Below are 18,348 nucleotides of genomic sequence, written 5' to 3'. Positions count from 1 at the left end.
TACTTCTCCAATCAATGAGTATGAGGGTGAGGAATCTCTGCCGTTTGCGGTTTATTCGCTTTGGCAGACAGAATCAGAACGACGAGGGCAGAGAGCGCCAGCAGTCCGGCGACGAAATACAGGCCCCAGGTGTAGCTACCGGTTTGCTGGCGGATGACGCCAATCATCATCGGGCCGACAAAACCGCCGAGGTTGCCGATGGAGTTAATGGTGGCGATACCCGCTGCGGCGGCCGGGCCGCTGAGGAACAGGGTTGGCATGCTCCACAGTGGCGGTTTCGAGGCGCTGATCCCCACGGTGACCAGCGTCAGGGCGATAATCACGGCAAACAGCGTGCTGACGTTACCGGCGTAAATCAGCCCGACAGCGGCCAGTAAACAGGCACCAATCACGTGCCAGCTGCGCTCTTTGGTGCGATCCGAGTGACGTGCCCACAGGATCATCGCGATGACGCCGATCACTGCCGGGAAAGCGTTAAGGAAACCAATCTCCAGCGAGGAAGCACCAAAGCTGCGAATAATTTGCGGTGACCAGATGCCGAGGGTGTACAAGCCTGCGGACGTGCCGAAGTAGACCAGCGCTAATGCCAACACACGCTTATCCGCCAACCCGCGCCAGGCACTGCTGTGGCTCTGTTTTGCCGCACGCGCCAGCTCCTCAGCCTGCATGGTGTTTTCCAGCCACGCCCGCTCTTCGTCCGTCAGCCATTTGGCTTTGGCCGGACGATCGGTAAGGAAGAACAGCACCACCACGCCAAGCGCCAATGCTGGAATGGCTTCTAGCACAAACATCCACTGCCAGCCCGCGTAGCCCAGGAAGCCATGCATCTCCAGCAAGGCAGCGGAGATAGGCGAACCCAGCGCGGTTGAGAGTGGCGCCGCAGCCATAAAAATGGCCGTGACCTGCGCCCGTTTAGCCGCCGGGAACCAGTAGCTGAGATAGAGGATGATGCCGGGGAAGAAGCCGGCCTCCGCCACACCGAGCAGGAATCGCAGGGTGTAGAAACTGGTGGTGCCTTGCACAAAGGCCATGCAGCCGGAGACCAATCCCCAGGTGATCATCACGCGGGCAATCCAGATCCGCGCACCGACTTTATGCAGGATTAAATTCGACGGGACTTCGAACAGGAAATAACCGAGGAAAAAGATTCCCGCACCCAAACCAAATACCGTGGGCGAGAAACCTAAATCCTGATTCATGGTTAACGCGGCAAAACCAATGTTGACGCGATCGAGAAAGGCGATGAAGTAGAGCAGCATGATGAAGGGCACAATGCGTAACGTCACTTTACGCATCACCCTTTTTTCGAGGTGAGAGTTCATATTAAAGTGCTCCAGATTGTGTAGGGTGGTGTTATTTTTTTGTAATCGAGTTCAGTATGCAGTTTTGACTTGGCGGATCATCAAGAGTGGATTATATAAAGTATTTGAATAATCGAATGGCGAGGGAAATGTGGATATAAATCAACTGCGTTGTTTTGTGGCAGTGGGTAAAGAACTCCATTTTGGTCGGGCAGCCCAAAGAATGGAAATGATGCCTGCGTCACTTTCTCGCTTCATTCGATTACTCGAAGAGGACCTCGGCGTACGTTTGTTGAACCGTTCAACACGCAACGTTTCTTTAACGGCAGAGGGCGCGATATTTTTTGACGAAGCCAGCAAATTAATCGATCAATTTGATGCGCTGGCCCTGCGTTTTAAAGTGGGATTAAAAGATGAGCGCCGAACATTACGTATTGGTGCGATAGACAGCGCGGCGCGAGGATTAGTGCCCGCCTTGTTAAACTTATTTATCCCACTGCATCCCACCAGCGATATTCATATTATCGAAGATAAAACCATCAATCTGATCCCGAAATTAAAATCCGGCTGGTTGGATATGATTATTATTCGTGCGCCGCAGGTGATTGATGCCTCACTGGCCATGCGCTTTATTACCCGCGAAAGCTGCGTGCTGGCGGTGCCACGCAATCATCCGCTGGCGGGGAGAACGCAAGTCGCCGTGGAAGATTTTCAGCATGAAGCGATGATTATCCCTGACCGCCGTACCCGACCACACAGTCACGATCTCACCATGAGTTTATTTAAACAGGCGGGATTAACGCCTCACATCGCGCAGTTCGCTGAAGAGAAACAGACCATTTTAAGTTTGGTTGGGGCGGGATTAGGGCTGGCAGTGGTGCCCGCATCCTATCGCACCATGAACAGCGAAAGCGTCAGCTATATTGCATTGGCCTTGCCAGAGCAAATAAAAGGTCTGCCGCTGAGTATTGCCTGGCAAAAAGGCAATGAAGATGATTATCTGCGTGAGATGCTGCGCCTGTTAAATGACAACAAGCGCGAGCTGACTGAAAAACTGTGATGAATGCTTAACTAAATTCCGATTCCGGCGGGCAGTTCTCGCGAATATATATATTAAACGGCGTATAGCTGCCCGGACTTTTATCACTTTCCACCCGATTGAAATGCACGGCAATAATTTCCAGCGCACGGCGTGCTTCTTCATGCGGATTCTGGTCGATAATCACATCGATGACCCCTTCACGCAGCATACGACGACGCTCGGTAGTCAGTTCATGGGTAATTAATACCATTTGCTGTTCCAGCCCAAGGGACTTAATCGCTTGGGTGATATTGGTATTTCCTGCTGAAACATTGTAAATGCCGCGAATATTCGGATTGTTTTGTAATGCTCTACGCACTACTTCACCGGCACGGGTTTGGTCTTCACCGCTCTCCAGTGTTTCGCTGATCGCAAATGACGGGAAGCGCTCACGCAGCACTGAGCGAAACCCCATCTCGCGCTCCTCGTGCCCAATCATGTGTTGCATCCCCAACACCACCAACACCTCTCCGCCCTGACTGCCGCAAAAGCGGCCCATGAGTTCCCCGGCGGCGCGTCCCATTTGACGGTTGTCCGGCCCCACATAAGCGATTCGCCCGCTGGTGGGAATGTCCGTAACCAGCGTCACCACCGGGGTTTTGGCGGATATCTGTCTTAGCGCCTCTGCAACGTCAGGATCGTTGGGACAGACCACAATCATCGCGTCATTCACCGAGGCAATCTGGTGAATCTGTTTGATGGTGCCCTGCGGTTTAGTCAGGTCGAGATAGTGAATAAAACAGTTAAGACGCATTTCCGACAGCGTGGCGCCGATATCGGCGAAGGCATTACGCAGGCCGCGATAAAAGGGATTCTTCGGCGACTGCATCAGTACCGCCACGCGCAGCATCGGCAAATAACCGCGAAACAGCACGCGATCCACATTGAGCTTATTGGCCCACTCCAGCACTTTGGCTTCCCGCGCGGGTGAGACACCGCCACGTCGGTTCATCACCCGATCAACGGTACTTAAACTGACGCCTGCGGCGGCAGCTATCTGATCCAACGTGGTTTTTTTGATGTCGCTCATATTAATTATCCGTTTTGAAGGGAAACCATCATTGCGTGAATGTTTACCGCCAATTCAGCATTTGATCAACATTTATGCATCAATTAATTTCAAAGGGTGATGTGCGTAGAGTTTATTTAACGATTCGATGAATTTCGCAGGCCAATAATCAGCGCAGAAACCTGTCTTTATTTAAAAGATAAAGATAAAAACGCGTGAATTATTCAGCCAATGCCACACTTTTTATTTCAGGAGTTAAACATGACGCAATTAACAGGTATTGCGCTGCTCGGTGCAGGCCGGATGGCGAAAGTACATGCGGCAGCGATTCGCCAGGCGGGTGGGCAGATTGTGGCGGTGTACGATCCGGTTAGCGCCGCAGCAGATGCGATGGCAGCAGAAACCGGGGCGGCAGTAGCATCGAGCGCGGCGGCGGCCATCAGTCATCCTCAGGTCAGCGCCGTGGTGATCGCCACCTCGTCAGATACCCATGTGGAACTGATCATTGCGGCCGTCAATGCCGGTAAACCAGTACTGTGTGAAAAGCCGATCGCCAGCAGCCTGGCGGATGCGCGGCATTGCATTGAGATCATCGGCAGCGAGGCCGCTCAGCGGGTGTTTCTTGGCTTCAATCGCCGTTTTGACCGTGGGCATGCCTCGGTGCGCCATGCGGTACAAGCCGGTGAGATTGGTCGTCTTGAGCAACTGACCATCACCAGTCGCGATCCCTTCCCGCCACCGCTGGAATACATTCCACGCTCCGGCGGCCTGTTCCGCGACATGATGATCCACGATTTCGATATGGCACGCGGCATTGTTGGCAAAGAGTTTGTCAGTATCACCGCGCACGGATCGTCGATTATCGATCCCGAAATCGGTCGCCTGGGGGATGTGGATACTGCCAGCGTGACGTTACTGGCGGAGGACGGCACACTCGTCACTATCCTCAACTCCCGCCGCTGTAGCTATGGCTTCGACCAACGCATTGAAGCCTTTGGTGCCAGCGGCATGGTGATGTCCGATAACCCGCGCCAGTCTGGCTTTACCCGCTATTCACCAGATGCACCGGGCTGTGCCGCACCGATTCTTGAATTCTTTATGGAGCGCTACGGGCCCAGCTATGTGGAGGAGATGCGGCTGTTCCTGGAGTGTGCACAGCGCGGCAAACCGATGCCGGTCAATGCATTGGACGGACTGAAAGCTGCACTGCTCGCAGAAGCTGCCACCGAATCACTCAGACTCGGCAAAACCCTGCACCTCACTGGATTAGATCAGGAGTTCCATCATGCATAACACTGCGGGCCGACAAACGAATACCATTGCCATCGTGACCGGTGGCGCACAGGGCGTGGGTTTTGCCATCGCACGTCAACTGGTACGGGAGGGTTGCACACGATTGATCCTTGCCGGGCGTGATGCAGAGAAGGGCGCGCGTGCCAGTGCCGAACTGGCTGAACTGGGCGCCACCGCGCAGTTCGTCGCGCTGGATTTGCAGGATGTGGATGCGTGCCTGGCATTAACCGAACGGGCGGTCGCAGCCTTTGGCGACGTGAACGTGCTGGTAAATGCCGCCGCACTGGGCGCACGCGGCACACTGGTGGATACCCCAGTGGCGCTCTGGGATCAGATGTTCAATACCAACGCGCGCGCACCTTTCTTTCTGATGCAAGGCTTTGTGCGCCATCGGCTGGCTCAGGGCGGCAGTGGGGCGATCGTCAATATCCTGTCGCAGTGCGCGCACTGTGGGCAATCCTATCTGGCACCCTATTCCGCCTCCAAAGGTGCGCTCGCCACGCTGACTAAAAACGTAGCCAATGCCTATCGCGGCAACCGTATTCGCTGCAATGCCATTTTGCCTGGCTGGATGGACACGCCAGGCGAGGATCTCACCCAACGAAAATATCACGGTGCGACAGATGGCTGGCTGGAACGTGCCGAGGCCTCGCAGCCGATGGGACAGCTTTGTAAGCCGCAGCAGTTGGCAAGCCTCGCCAGCTATCTGCTCAGTCAGGAAGCCGGTGTGATGACCGGAGCATTAATCGATTACGACCAGAATGTTGCCGGTGCTTATCCCGAGTAAGGATGCGCCGATTCTGCCCCCTACAGATCAATACAATAAGGTCAGATTATGCAATTGAAAAAACACCTTACCGCGCTGGCACTGCTGTGCGCGTTACCCGTGAGCGTGATGGCGAAAGATCTCAGCATTGGGGTCAGCATGGATCACTTCGACGATAACTTTCAGACCATCCTGCGCCAGGCGATGGCGAGCAAAATGAAACAGCTCGGTGATGTTCAGGGACAGTTTGAGGATGCAAAAGGGGATTCCGCACAGCAGTTGCAGCAGGTGGAATCCTTTATCGGCCAGGGCGTTGACGCCATCATCGTCACGCCTACCGATACCCAGGCAATGAAACCGATTATCGCTCTGGCGCAGCGATCTAACGTGCCGCTGGTATTCGTTAACCGTCGGCCAGAAACCCCGTTGAGTGATCGCATGGCCTATGTTGGATCGGATCCACGTCTGGCTGGAAAAATGCAGATGGAAGCACTGGCGAAGAAGATGGGGGATAAAGGCAACGTGATGATCCTGATGGGGAATCTGTCGGGCGAAGATACTCGTGAACGCACCAAAGGGGTAGAAGAGGTGATTGCGCAGCATCCGGGCATGAAGGTGCTGGATAAGCAATCCGCGCTGTTCTTCCGCAAAGAAGCCAATGATGTCACCACCAACTGGCTGCTTACCGGCCAGGATATCAACGCCATCGTCGCCAACAATGATGAGATGGCGATCGGTGCCATTCTGGCACTCAAGCAGGCGGGCGCGAAGAACGTGCAGGTGGCGGGCATTGACGGCACACCGGATGCGTTGCAGTTCATCAAGAGTGGCGAGATGAGCCTGACGGTGTTTCAGGATGCAAAAGGTCAGGGCGATGGTGCGGTGCAATCGGCGGTTGCGCTGGTGAAAGGCGATAAGGTGGCGAAGGATACCTTTATTCCTTATCAACTGATTACCCGGGAAAATTACAGTGAGTTTGCGCAGAATAAGGTGCGCTAAATATTAAGGTGCTGCTTCCGGTGCGCATTAATGCGCACCCTGCAATGACCGGTAGTGACCAATGTGCATCCTGAAATTATGCGCGCTGTGGATAGCCCTTGCAGCAGCAGAGGCGCTTTGGTCTCCACTATCGCGCCCTTTTTCACAACAATCACTAAAGCTTCAGTGCTGGCACCAGACTGCGTTGTCACCCGTCGCTTAACTGACGAGCATGACGACCACCGCGCAGTTTTTCCCGCAGTGGCTAATTCGCATAACTCTCTCTATGATGAATTTTTTCCCGCGTTATTGTCGGGAACGATCAGTGACTTAGGGAAGTAACCACGCGATGACTCTGTTAAACGACCTCGATCTGCGTCAGCTGGAAGCCTTCTCGGCGGTAATTTCAGCGGGCAGCGTGACGGCGGCTGCCAAAGCGCTCAATCGTTCGCAGCCCGCCGTCTCCCGCCTGATTCAGGAGCTGGAGCAGTCGCTGGGTTATCCGCTGTTTATCCGCAACGGCCCGCGTATTCACCCCTCGGAAGAAGCACTGCAGCTGCATCAGTATGTACAGAAAGCGCTGCTGTCATTGCAGCAGATCCGCTTACGCGCACAAGAGATTGCCCATCAGCAGCATCGTCCGCTCAGTATTGCCGCCACGCCGGCATTGGCCGCCGGGTTGCTGCCCCAGGCGCTGGCGGCATTGAACCTGCAAAACAAAGTGCAGATTATCAGTGAATCGGCGGAGCAGACCGCGCATGCGGTGATCACCGCTGAAGCCGATATTGGATTATGTAGCTTGCCGCTGGAGCATCATGCGGTGGAGTTGCACTGGATTGGGCAATCACAGTGCGTGATTGCGCTGCCGGAAGAGGATGAGCTGGCTGCGCACAGCGAGCTATCGCTGAGCCAGCTTGCAGGCCGCCGTTTGATTGCGCCATGGAGTCCGCAACGCCTGCGTGGTCGTTACGAAAAAGCGCTGAAGAAAGTCAAAGCGCCTCTGCTGGAAACCATCGAAACCAACTCCTCGGCGAATATTCTGGGCTGCGTGCGTGCCGGATTGGGCGTGGCGATCCTCGAACCGGTGACGGGCTGGGGCATGCCACTGGCCGGGGTGGCAATCCGTCCGATTCAGGAAGACATCCCTTACTTCTTTGGCGTGATCACGCCGCAAGGTCGGCAGATTTCCAGCGCGGCCCAGGCGCTGGTGGAAGCGTTGGCAGATGTTGCGGCCGAGTTGCTGCCAGGATTTGAACGCCTGCCCGCCAGCGAACATCCGCGCATCATGCGAGTGATCAACCAGGAGTCATAGCGGGGCGATTGAGTTCATCCAACAGCATTAGCGCTTCAACAAGAGATGAAGCGCACCGCTACGCATCAGAACCGAATGCATCACGTCACGTAGTAGCCCAATTTCGCTACAGCGGCAAGATATAACACAGCATCTTCCTGACTCACCAGCGTGATGAATCCCTTCATTTTCAACGCTTATAACTTTTTCGGCATAAGATATAAGAAATCCATTGGTCAAATCCTGAGCGAAAATCTTGACTCACATTTAGGGCAAGAGGATTATGCGAAAACTTAGCTCTCACTATGCGTATTGATGATTGTTAGCTACCTATTATGCGTTTTATAGATAATAAAAAAGGTAGGGTCATCGGCGTGTTTTCATCGTTTTCGCTCGCTCTCAACGCGATCGCTGACACCAGGGAAATCTCTCTATGACATATGCCGCCAACGGTCTTGCCGCATTAGAAGCTCAGCTTCAGCAGGATCTGGAATTTCTGGAACTGCCCGCCAAATCCTGGGTACCGGAACGCACCTTTCAGAGTGCGCCGGTCCGCGATGTGGTGGTGATTGGCGCAGGCATGTGCGGTCTGGCGGCACTCGCCAAATTGCAGTTCACCGGCATCAGCAATGTGGTGGCTTATGACGCCGCACCCGCTGGGCTGGAGGGTCCGTGGATCACTTTTGCGCGTATGGAAACCCTGCGCTCACCGAAAACGTTGCACGGCCCGGCACTCGGCCTCGCACAGCTGACCTTCCGCGCCTGGTTCACGGCGCAGTGGGGCAAAGAGGCATGGCAGGCGCTGGACAAGATCCCTAAAGCGCAGTGGATGGATTACCTGATTTGGTATCGCAAGGTATTGAATCTGCCGGTACAGAACAATGTGCGCGTCACTCACATTGCGCAGGCCGGGGATTTGATTGCGCTGGATCTGGACGGTGCCGAAACCGATCGGGTTTACACGCGTCGCCTGGTGCTCGCCACTGGACGTTCTGGTCTCGGTGGTTTCGCCGTACCGGATTTCCTGCAGGGCATTGATCGTCAGTTCTGGGCACACTCCGCTGATGACATCGATTTCACGGCCTTAAAAGGCAAGCGCATTGCCGTGATTGGCGCAGGCGCATCGTCGATGGACAACGCGGCTACCGCGCTGGAGCAGGGCGCGGGCGCAGTGGATCTGCTGATTCGTCGTAAAGAGATGCCGCGCATCAATAAAATGACCGGGATTGGTAGCCAGGGCGTGGTGCACGGCATGCATCAGTTGCCAGACGCGTGGAAATGGAAATTCGTCGATTATACCGCCGCCACCCAAACGCCACCGCCGCGCTCTTCAACCCTGCGTGTATCACGCCATGAAAATGCGCGCTTCTTCCTCGACTGCGGAATTAACGCCGTCAAACAGGAAGAAAACGGACTGGTGATTGAAACCACCCAGGGTGCACTGCACTACGATTTTTTGATCGCCGCGACGGGCTTCACCAACGATTTCCACGGCCGCCCGGAGTTTGCCGCTATCGCGCCGCATATTCGCAGCTGGTCTGACGGTCGCTATCAACCTGAGATGGGCAATCCGCGCCACAGCCTGCTGGAAGCGCCGGATCTCGGCCCTTCGTTCGAGTTCCGCGAATTGACGCCTGATGCCTGCTCAATGCTGGCACACATCCACTGCTTCAACGATGCCGCGATGCTGACGCACGGCAAAGTCTCCGGCGATATTCCTGCGGTGAGCGCCGGGGCCGATCGCCTGGTGCGCGGTATCACTGCCTCACTGTTTGCCGAGGACGTCGAGCAGCACTACGCCAACTTACAAGCTTTTGACACCCCTGAACTACAGGGCGATGAATGGGTGGATTCAACCCCGTTACTAAAACAGGAGAACGCGTTGTGAGCGACGCTATTGATCAAGCAGCCGGATTAACACCAGAAGAGGCGTTGTATCAGACGCGCCGCCTGCGTCCCGAATTTGTTGAGGGTGCGGAAGCGTGCCGTGTGTCTGTACTTACGCCGGAAGACGATCAAGGTTTGCCTGCGGATCTGCGTCTGGCACTGGCGCAGCGTATGGCGGTGTTGAACTACGATGCGCCGCTGCAACGTGATTACCAGGCGCAGCTGGCGGCGTTAAATCCGTCTGAAGCCCTGCTGGCGCTGGCCTCGGGTTGCGCCGTAGCGGAAGAGCCGCTGGCCACGATTGCGCGCCATGCCGACATGGTCACGCAACAGCCCATTCAGGCTACCGAACAGCATATTCGCTTGCTGGAGCAGGCCGGTTTGAGCAAACCGCAAATTGTTGCGCTCTCTGAGCTGATCGCCTTTGTTAACTTCCAGACGCGCGTGGCGGCTGGCTTACGTTTGATGAGGTCCGCATGATTCCGTCGGTAAATCTCAAGCCGCTGCACTGGCATCCGTACATCACGCCAGTCGATGTAGAACAGGCGACACCGGCGCAGCTGGATGCGATGAAAGTCACGCCGTCCAACAAGAAGATCTCCGAGTACGTGCGCACGCTGGTGCACGATCCCGAGAGTTACACCGCACGTACCGGGCTGTTCAACGCCATTATGTATGTCGAAGGTGGCCTCGATCGCGCCGATCGTGAGCTGGGCGCGCTGGGGGCTTCGATCGTCAACGGCTGCCGTTATTGCGCGGTGGTACATGCGCGCCGTCATGCACAGTTAGCTGACAGTGACGCCGTGGTCAGTGCCATCTATTTTGATAGAGCGGATGTATTAGGTGAACGCGATGCGGCGATCTATCGCTTTGCTCGCCGTTTATCGGTTACGCCTTCTGAGGCCACACCGGAAGATGTGGCGGCACTGCGTGCCGTCGGCATGAACGATCAGGAGATTATCGATCTGATCCACGCCATCGCCATTTTCGGCTGGGCCAACCGTCTGATGCATGTGCTCGGCCATGCTGACCTGAACAAATAAGGGCTGCACCGGATGTTAGAACTCAACAATATTACGCTCTCTTACGGCAGCAATCCGATCCTGAAAGGGGTTGATCTGTCGGTAAAACGCGGCGATGTGGTATCGATCATCGGGCCAAGCGGCACCGGTAAAACCACGCTGCTGCGCTGCATCAACTATCTGGCGAAGCCATCAGCCGGGACGATTCAGCTGGATCAGATCCGCATGGATTATCAGTCACCGGATAAAGCGGCGATCCAGGCGATCCGCTTGCGCACCGCCATGGTATTCCAGCAGTTCAACGTATTCAAAAACATGACGGTGCTGGAAAACGTGATGGATCCGCTGATCGTCATCCAGCGTAAAACCAAACAGCAAGCGCGCGACATCGCCGTGCAGGAGCTGGAACGCGTGGGTCTGGGTGCCAGGCTCGATCACTATCCGTCGCAGCTCTCTGGTGGCCAGTTACAGCGTACCGGTATCGCCCGTGCTTTGGCGGTGCGTCCGGATGTGATGCTGTTTGATGAACCGACTTCATCGCTCGATCCTGAGCTGGTGGGTGAAGTGCTGAAAGTGATTAAAGACGTGGCGTCATCCGGCATTACCTCGCTGCTGGTGACGCATGAGATGCAGTTCGCGAAAAGCATTTCGAATCGCATCGTGTTTATGGATCAGGGTGTCGTGGCCGCGCAGGGCAGTCCGGCAGAGATGTTTGATAACCCAACCCTGCCGCGCCTTGCACAGTTCCTCAGTTCAGAACGAGCATTCTAATAATTAAAGGAATCAAAGACATGCCTGCAATCAAAACCACATTACGTCGCCTGGCCGCGCCTGGCATCATAGCTTTAGCCCTGATCAGCGGTAATAGCTTTGCTGACGCGGTTCGCACCATCAAAATCGCCACCGCTGCGGAATCTAAACCGCTGTCATGGGGCGCGATCGGTCACGAACCTGAGGGTTACGAGCCGGACGTGCTCAAAGCCATCAACGCTAAATTGCCACAATACAAATTTGTGATGGAAGGCGCGGCGGATATCGCGCAGGAAACCGGCCTGGTGACCGGCAAGTACGACATGGCGACCGGCGGTTACTACAAAGCGCCAGCACGCAGCAAACAGTTCCTGATCCCGGATGCACCAATCGGTGCCAGCCTGATGAAGATCTACAGCCGCAGCGACAGCAATATCAATGGTATGAAGGATCTGGTCGGTAAGAATATCGTGCCGGTCACCGCAGGCGGCGGCGTGTATAAGTTCGTCACTCAGTGGCAGCAGGATAACCCGAACGACAAAATCACCATCAAAGCTTCCAGTGCGGGTGTGCCTTACCCGGATCGTCTGAAGGAAGTGCAGAACGGTAAATACGATGCGCTGATCCTGCCTTCAAACCTCGGTGAGCAGACGGTGATCGACAACCAGAAACTGGCGATCAAAGCCAGTGAGCCAGTGGTGATTAACAACACCTATGTGCTGATCCACCGTTCTGCCGAAAATCAGGCCCTGAACGATGACGTGAACAAAGCGCTGAAAGAACTGAAAGATGACGGCACGCTGGATAAGCTGGCGCAGAAGTGGTTCGGCGAAGAAGTCACTAAATACATGAAGTAATAGATTCACTGCGCCCGGTGTTGAGCCGGGCGCATGCTGTCCTTTTTAGCAGGAGTGTTTCACCGTGAATCTATCCTCCATGATTCCAGAACTGCTGTCGGCGCTACCACTGACGCTCGGCATCATGTTTGTCGCGATGATTGTCGGGTTCTTTCTGGCACTGATCGCGACGTTTTTCCGCGTGCGCCGTATTCCCGTGATCAGCCAGTTGGCCGATCTCTACGTTTCCTACGCGCGCAGCGTGCCGGTGGTTTTACAGCTGTTTGTGGCCTTCTACGGCATGCCGCTGATTACCGATAACTTTGGTTTTGGCGACTTCTTTACCGCCAACGTGGCGGCGATGATTGGCCTGAGCCTGTACCACGGCGGTTACTTATCGGAAGTGATGCGCCCGGCATATCTTGCGGTTGAGCGCGGTCAGCACGATGCCACCGACAGCCTCGGCTACAGCTTCCGCCAGAAAATGCTGCGCGTGATTGGGCCGCAGGCGGTGCATTTTGCACTTCCGGGCTACGGCAATGCGATTATCTATCTGATTCATAACGTGGCGCTGGTGATGTACATCGGGGCGGCGGATGTGATGGCAACCGCGCACCTGATCATGGAACGCGATTACAACCAGTATCAGTTCGGCACCTATCTGGTGTTGGCCGTGCTCTATTCACTGCTGTGCGGTGTGGCGTGGCTGGTGATCCGCTTCTTTGAACAACGCCATGCGAAGTACAGCTCGAAGTCTGCGCCACGCGTGAAGTTCACTACCAGCGTCTGAGAAGGGGAGACAAACCATGTTTGATGCTGAGGTTTTGCTGCCGGACTTCTGGAGCATTCTCGATGCGGTACCGGTGACGCTGCTGATGGCGGTCACGGTGTTTATTTGTTCGACGCTATTGGGCGGGCTGTTTGCCTTTATTGAGCATCGCCGCATTCCGCTGCTGCGCCAGTTGGTGATCACCTACAAAATCGCTTTCAAAGGCGTGCCAATGGTGGTGGTGATTTTCCTCGCCTATTACGGCTTGCCACCGGCGCTGCACTTTGTTGCCACGCTGTTTGGCGTCGAGGTGAATGCCCACTCACTGCCGAACTGGGTGATCATCATTGTGGCGCTGAGTGCCTGTGTTGCGGCATTCCAGGCCGAAGTGTGGAAAGGCGCACTGAACTCGTTCGACAGCGGACAATCCGATGCGGCTTTATCGCTGGGCTACAGCGGCGGACAGCTGTTCCGTCGGGTGATGTTCCCACAGATTATTGTGGCGGCGATCCCCGATCTGGCGAATGCCTTTATGGTGATCATGAAAGCCCTGTCGCTGGCGTTTGCCATCGAAGTGGTGGATATCTTTGCCCAGGCGCAGCTGACGGCGGCACTGAACTTCTACTACCTCGAAGCCTTCCTGATTGCAGTGGTGTTCTATATGGTGATTGCCTATGTGGTCACTAAGATCGCCGACAAGATCGAGGCGGCGCTGCGCGTGCGCACCTAGAGATTGCTCAGTTGTGATGAAACGGCAGCCCAGTGTGGCTGCCGTTTTTTTTGGCAAATTTGCGCGCACTACCGGGCTTGCTGCTCTCTGATAGCGGCGCAATGTTATGCGTTTCACAATGAACACCCCTTGCTTTCATTTTGCAAGTTACTTGCAAAATGAAAGTCACTCTGCAACAGTACTCCGCATCAGACCTTTGCGGAATACTTCCCATGAAAAACGAACCGCTTTACCACATGCCTTGTCCTATCGCCCGCAGCCTGGGCCGCGTCGGCGATGGCTGGAGCATGCTGATCATGCGCGATGCACTGGCTGGCTTCACCCGCTTTGATGAGTTCCAAAAAAGCAGCGGCGTGGCACCCAACATCCTGTCACGTCGCCTGAAAGAGCTGGTGGAAGACGGTTTGCTGGAAAAGGTGTGCTACAGCACCACGCCCGCTCGCTACGAATACCATCTCACTCCGGCCGGACGTGATTTTCGCGGTGTGATTCTGGCGCTGGCCGAGTGGGGCAGCAATCACTTCTCGCCGGAAGGACGTCAGATGCAGTTGGTGGAAACCGCCACGCAACGTCCGGTGAAGCTGCAACTGGTCGACAGTGAAAATGGCCAGCCGCTGACGCTCGACAAATACCAAATGGTGCCGGGTCCAGCGGCGGTACCAATGATGCACTATCGCCATGATTACCTGCAGAAAAAACGCGCCGGCGATACCACACAGAAATTCGCGCCGCCCGCGCTGTCAGAGAAGCAATCATGACGCTCACCCGCAAAAAATCGGCGCTGTTGCTGGCGCTGACGATCGGCGGTTTAGCGGCGGCAGGTTATGGCTATTACTGGTGGCACACCGCGCGCTTTATGCCTTCCACCGATGATGCCTATGTCGGCGCCGATATCAGTGCCATCTCGGCGAAAGTCTCCGGCTATATCCACACGCTGGCGGTGCAGGATAACGCATGGGTGAAAAAGGGTGATCTGCTGGTACAACTGGATAACCGGGATTATCTGGCCGCGGTGGATCAGGCCGCAGGGGAAGTGGCGGCACAGCAAGCCGCGTTAAGCGACATTGCTGCCACGCGGCAGCTACAGCTCGCGACCATCGCCGGCACGCATGCTTCTCTGCTGGCGGCGCAGGCAGTGACGCTGAAAACCACCTCAGATCAGCGCCGCTACAGTGCGCTGGCCAGCAGTTCAGCGGTCTCACAGCAAATCCGCGATCATGCACAAGCGGACTACCATCAGGCGATGGCGGAAGAGAGCAAAACCCGTGCGGATAAAACCGTCGCCGAGCGTCAGTTGCAGGTGCTGGATGCGCGTGAGCAGCAGGCCAAAGCAGCTTTGACCCAGGCACAAGCGGGGTTGGCGATGGCGAAGCTCAATCTCGAATACACCGAGATCCGCGCCCCTTTTGATGGCGTAGTCGGCAATCGTCGTGCGTGGTCAGGTTCCTTTGTCAGCAGCGGTACACAATTGCTGTCGCTGGTGCCGGCGCAGGGGCTGTGGATCGATGCCAACTTCAAAGAGAGCCAGCTGGCCAATATGCGGCCCGGACAAACGGCGCATATCGTGGCGGACGTTTTACCCGGCCGTACCTTCGACGGTCATGTTGGCAGCTTATCACCGGCCACCGGCTCGCGTTTTAGCATTCTCCCGGCGGAAAATGCCACCGGCAACTTCACCAAAATCGTCCAACGTGTGCCGGTGCGCATTGTGCTGGACGGTGATGCGGCAGTGCTCGGCCTGTTACGGCCGGGTCTTTCCGTCACGGTGACGGTGGATGAGAGAAGCGCGCGATGAGCAGCGTCGCCGCGCTGCTGGCACCGGCGGAGATGCCGATCAGCAAAAAGGTCTTTGCTTTCGCCACGATGTGCATCGGCATGTTTATCGCCTTACTGGATATCCAGATTGTCTCCGCCTCGTTACGGGATATCGGCGGGGGGCTGTCGGCGGGCGATGATGAAACCGTGTGGGTGCAAACCAGCTATTTGATTGCGGAAATCATCATTATTCCGCTTTCCGGCTGGCTGGCGAGCGTGATGTCCACACGCTGGCTGTTTGCCGTCTCCGCCTGTGGCTTCACGCTGATGAGTTTACTTTGTGCCTGGGCGTGGAACATCCAGAGCATGATCGCCTTCCGGGCGTTACAGGGATTGGCGGGCGGCTCGATGATCCCGTTGGTGTTCACCACGGCTTTTGCCTTTTTTCAGGGCAAGCAGCGAGTGATTGCGGCTGCCACAGTGGGGGCGTTGGCCTCATTAGCACCAACGCTGGGGCCGACGGTCGGTGGTTGGATCACCGATAACTTCAGCTGGCACTGGCTGTTTTATATCAACATCATCCCCGGCATTTATATTGCCATTGCGGTGCCGATCCTGGTGAAGATCGACAGCCCCAACCGTGACCTGCTACGTGGAGCGGATTACTTCAGCATTCTGTTACTGGCACTGTCGCTGGGCTGTCTGGAGTACACGCTGGAAGAGGGGCCGCGCTGGGGCTGGTTTGACGATAGCACCATCAGCACCACGGGCTGGATCGCCTTGGTGTGTGGCGTGCTGTTCGTTATCCGTACCCTGTATCACGCGAAGCCGATCATGGATCTCCGCGCCCTGAAAGATCCGGGCTTTACCCTCGGCTGTTATTTCTCGTTTATGGCTGGCGTGGGGATCTTCGCCACCATCTATCTCACGCCGCTGTTTCTCAGCCAGGTGCGCGGTTTTAGTGCGCTGGAGATCGGTTTAGCGATCTTCTCTACCGGCATCTTTCAGATCCTGTCGATCACGTTTTATGCCTGGCTGGCGAATCGCGTCGATCTGCGCATTTTGCTGGCGTTTGGCCTGATAAGTTTTGGCGTATCGATGTTTTTCTTTGTGCCGATCACCCATGACTGGGGGGCGAAAGAGCTGCTGTTCCCGCAGGCGTTTCGCGGCATGGCACAGCAATTTGCCGTCGCGCCTACGGTGACGTTGACGCTCGGCAGCTTACCGCCCGCACGACTAAAATTAGCGTCAGGACTGTTTAATCTGATGCGTAATCTCGGGGGTGCTATCGGCATTGCGCTGTGCGGCACCGTGTTAAATGACCGCACCAATCTGCACTTCAGCCGCCTGGCCGATCACCTCAACAGCGCCAGTTTGTCCTTGGGCGACTATCTGCAATCGCGCACCGCAGCCCTGATTTTCAACGGACTCAGCCCGGATGCGGCGCACACGGCGGCGCTGCAATCTCTGGCTTCACTCACGTTGCGTGAGGCGCGCACCCAGGCCTTTTCGGACGCATTCTGGCTGATTATGGTCGGATTTTGTATCGCTGCGCTGCTGGTTCCTTTTATGAAAAAGCCCGCAGCTTAAGGAGTTATCAATGAAACGTATTGTGATTACAGGTATGGGCATGGTGTCCCCGCTTGGCTGCGGCACAGAAGCCGTGTGGCAGTCACTGCTGGCAGGAAAATCGGGCATCAGCGCCTTACTGGAAGAGACGGTGCAAGACATTAGCTGCAAAGTCGCAGGACAGGTGCCCACGCTGGAGCAAGATCCTCAGCATGGCTTCGATCCCGAACGCGTGATCGCACCGAAAGATCGCAAGAAAATGGATCGCTTTATTGAGTTCGCGCTGGTGGCGGCGCACGAAGCCCTGACGCAAGCCAACTGGTTCCCGCAGGATGAGACGCTGCGCCAGCGTACCGCCACGGTGATCGCCACTGGAATCGGCGGCTTCAACGAAATTGCCAATGCGGTGGATACCACCGCCAATCGCGGGCCGCGCCGCTTATCGCCGTTTACCATACCTTCCTTCCTCGCCAACCTGGCGGCGGGGCATGTATCGATTGCCCACGGCTTTAGTGGCCCGATTGGCGCACCCGTCACAGCCTGTGCGGCGGGCGCGCAGGCGATTGGCGATGCGGCACGGTTGATTCGCAGCGGCGAAGCGGATATCGCGCTGTGCGGTGGTACAGAAGCGGCGATCCATCGTGTGAGTCTGGCGGGCTTTGCTGCCGCGAAAGCGATGTCGGGTGGTTTTAACGATCATCCTGAACAAGCATCTCGTCCGTTTGATCGCGATCGTGATGGCTTTGTCATGGGAGAAGGCGCTGGCCTGCTGGTGATTGAATCACTGGAGCATGCGCTGGCACGCGGTGCGACACCGCTGGCTGAGTTAGTCGGCTATGGCACCAGTGCTGATGCCTATCATCTCACCGCCGGACCGGAAACCGGTGAAGGCGCTCGTCGTGCGATGGAGACTGCACTGGCGCAGGCGGGCATCACCCCAGCAGAGGTGCAGCATATCAACGCGCATGCCACCTCCACGCCGGTGGGTGACAAGGGCGAGCTGGCGGCCATTCGTACGCTGTTTGCGGACAGCAATGTGGCGATCACCTCGACGAAATCTGCCACCGGGCATTTGCTGGGGGCAGCGGGCGGCGTGGAGGCGATCTTCTCAATCCTTGCGTTGCGCGATCAAATCGCGCCGCCCACGCTCAATCTGCTGCACCCCGATGAAGCCGCCGCCGGACTGAACCTGGTGGCGCTGAAACCGCAGCCGATGGCGATGCAGTATGTGCTGTCAAACGGCTTCGGTTTTGGTGGCGTGAATGCCAGCCTGCTGTTTAAGGGTTGGGATGAGGTTATCCGTTAACGTGT

18 protein-coding genes are annotated in these 18,348 nt (G+C 56.1%); 16 read left to right on the top strand and 2 right to left on the bottom strand.

Going from position 1 to position 18,348, the window contains the following annotated elements; translation table 11 throughout:
• Positions 1–11 precede the first annotated feature (11 nt).
• Positions 12–1,322 carry an MFS transporter gene (locus IAE30_RS12195; RefSeq protein WP_200679810.1) on the bottom strand — a complete coding sequence of 437 codons (1,311 nt, stop codon included), beginning with the start codon at positions 1,320–1,322 and terminating at the stop codon, positions 12–14.
• A 130-nt stretch (positions 1,323–1,452) separates the two neighbouring features.
• Between IAE30_RS12195 and IAE30_RS12190 the strand changes: the two genes are divergently transcribed.
• Positions 1,453–2,361: a LysR family transcriptional regulator gene (locus tag IAE30_RS12190; protein ID WP_045814745.1), complete on the top strand. Its 909-nt coding sequence runs from the start codon at positions 1,453–1,455 to the stop codon at positions 2,359–2,361.
• 7 nt (positions 2,362–2,368) lie between these two features.
• Here IAE30_RS12190 and IAE30_RS12185 read toward each other — a convergent pair whose 3' ends face one another.
• On the bottom strand, positions 2,369–3,412 hold the full coding sequence (locus tag IAE30_RS12185; RefSeq protein ID WP_200679808.1) for a LacI family DNA-binding transcriptional regulator: 1,044 nt from the start codon (positions 3,410–3,412) through the stop codon (positions 2,369–2,371).
• A 240-nt stretch (positions 3,413–3,652) separates the two neighbouring features.
• Here IAE30_RS12185 and iolG point away from each other — a divergent pair, with 240 nt between their 5' ends.
• The 15 genes from iolG to fabF all read left to right on the top strand — a co-directional run bounded on the left by iolG (position 3,653) and on the right by fabF (position 18,343).
• On the top strand, positions 3,653–4,684 hold the full coding sequence (gene iolG / locus IAE30_RS12180; protein ID WP_200679806.1) for an inositol 2-dehydrogenase: 1,032 nt from the start codon (positions 3,653–3,655) through the stop codon (positions 4,682–4,684).
• Positions 4,677–5,471 (top strand): SDR family oxidoreductase, encoded by a 795-nt coding sequence (locus IAE30_RS12175; protein WP_200679805.1) that lies wholly within the window; start codon positions 4,677–4,679, stop codon positions 5,469–5,471. The genes iolG and IAE30_RS12175 overlap by 8 nt, the downstream gene beginning before the upstream one ends.
• 48 nt (positions 5,472–5,519) lie before the next feature.
• Positions 5,520–6,449: a sugar ABC transporter substrate-binding protein gene (locus IAE30_RS12170; RefSeq protein ID WP_045831769.1), complete on the top strand. Its 930-nt coding sequence runs from the start codon at positions 5,520–5,522 to the stop codon at positions 6,447–6,449.
• A gap of 328 nt (positions 6,450–6,777) precedes the next feature.
• Positions 6,778–7,740, top strand: coding sequence for a LysR family transcriptional regulator (locus tag IAE30_RS12165; RefSeq protein WP_200679804.1), 963 nt, complete (start codon positions 6,778–6,780; stop codon positions 7,738–7,740).
• A 412-nt stretch (positions 7,741–8,152) separates the two neighbouring features.
• Entirely contained in the window at positions 8,153–9,607 is a 1,455-nt protein-coding gene (locus tag IAE30_RS12160; RefSeq protein ID WP_200679803.1) for an NAD(P)-binding domain-containing protein, read from the top strand.
• Positions 9,604–10,086 carry a hypothetical protein gene (locus IAE30_RS12155; RefSeq protein WP_200679802.1) on the top strand — a complete coding sequence of 161 codons (483 nt, stop codon included), beginning with the start codon at positions 9,604–9,606 and terminating at the stop codon, positions 10,084–10,086. Before IAE30_RS12160 ends, IAE30_RS12155 begins: the two co-directional genes overlap by 4 nt.
• The gene (locus IAE30_RS12150; protein WP_045814738.1) at positions 10,083–10,649 is read left to right on the top strand and encodes a peroxidase-related enzyme; all 567 of its coding nucleotides are present in this window, start codon (positions 10,083–10,085) and stop codon (positions 10,647–10,649) included. Before IAE30_RS12155 ends, IAE30_RS12150 begins: the two co-directional genes overlap by 4 nt.
• Before the next feature lie 12 nt (positions 10,650–10,661).
• Positions 10,662–11,399: an amino acid ABC transporter ATP-binding protein gene (locus IAE30_RS12145; protein ID WP_045814737.1), complete on the top strand. Its 738-nt coding sequence runs from the start codon at positions 10,662–10,664 to the stop codon at positions 11,397–11,399.
• Positions 11,400–11,419: 20 nt separating this feature from the next.
• Positions 11,420–12,235, top strand: coding sequence for a transporter substrate-binding domain-containing protein (locus tag IAE30_RS12140; protein ID WP_034823325.1), 816 nt, complete (start codon positions 11,420–11,422; stop codon positions 12,233–12,235).
• Between the two features lie 79 nt (positions 12,236–12,314).
• Positions 12,315–13,004 carry an amino acid ABC transporter permease gene (locus IAE30_RS12135; protein ID WP_200577555.1) on the top strand — a complete coding sequence of 230 codons (690 nt, stop codon included), beginning with the start codon at positions 12,315–12,317 and terminating at the stop codon, positions 13,002–13,004.
• Between the two features lie 16 nt (positions 13,005–13,020).
• Positions 13,021–13,713, top strand: a complete 693-nt coding sequence (locus IAE30_RS12130; protein WP_038644824.1) for an amino acid ABC transporter permease — start codon at positions 13,021–13,023, stop codon at positions 13,711–13,713.
• A gap of 212 nt (positions 13,714–13,925) precedes the next feature.
• Positions 13,926–14,471, top strand: a complete 546-nt coding sequence (locus IAE30_RS12125) for a helix-turn-helix domain-containing protein (RefSeq protein WP_038644826.1) — start codon at positions 13,926–13,928, stop codon at positions 14,469–14,471.
• Positions 14,468–15,508 (top strand): HlyD family secretion protein, encoded by a 1,041-nt coding sequence (locus IAE30_RS12120; RefSeq protein WP_200536705.1) that lies wholly within the window; start codon positions 14,468–14,470, stop codon positions 15,506–15,508. Before IAE30_RS12125 ends, IAE30_RS12120 begins: the two co-directional genes overlap by 4 nt.
• Complete coding sequence (locus IAE30_RS12115) at positions 15,505–17,058, top strand: DHA2 family efflux MFS transporter permease subunit (protein WP_200679801.1); 1,554 nt, start codon at positions 15,505–15,507, stop codon at positions 17,056–17,058. Before IAE30_RS12120 ends, IAE30_RS12115 begins: the two co-directional genes overlap by 4 nt.
• 10 nt (positions 17,059–17,068) lie before the next feature.
• The gene (gene fabF, locus IAE30_RS12110) at positions 17,069–18,343 is read left to right on the top strand and encodes a beta-ketoacyl-ACP synthase II (protein ID WP_200679800.1); all 1,275 of its coding nucleotides are present in this window, start codon (positions 17,069–17,071) and stop codon (positions 18,341–18,343) included.
• The last annotated feature ends 5 nt before the right edge of the window (positions 18,344–18,348 follow it).

This window comes from Pantoea sp. S61, from assembly GCF_016625145.1.
GTDB classification, from domain to species: domain Bacteria; phylum Pseudomonadota; class Gammaproteobacteria; order Enterobacterales; family Enterobacteriaceae; genus Pantoea; species Pantoea rwandensis_B.
The sequence above is the reverse complement of the archived record's forward strand: the minus strand, read 5'-3'. Positions and strand labels throughout refer to the sequence as shown.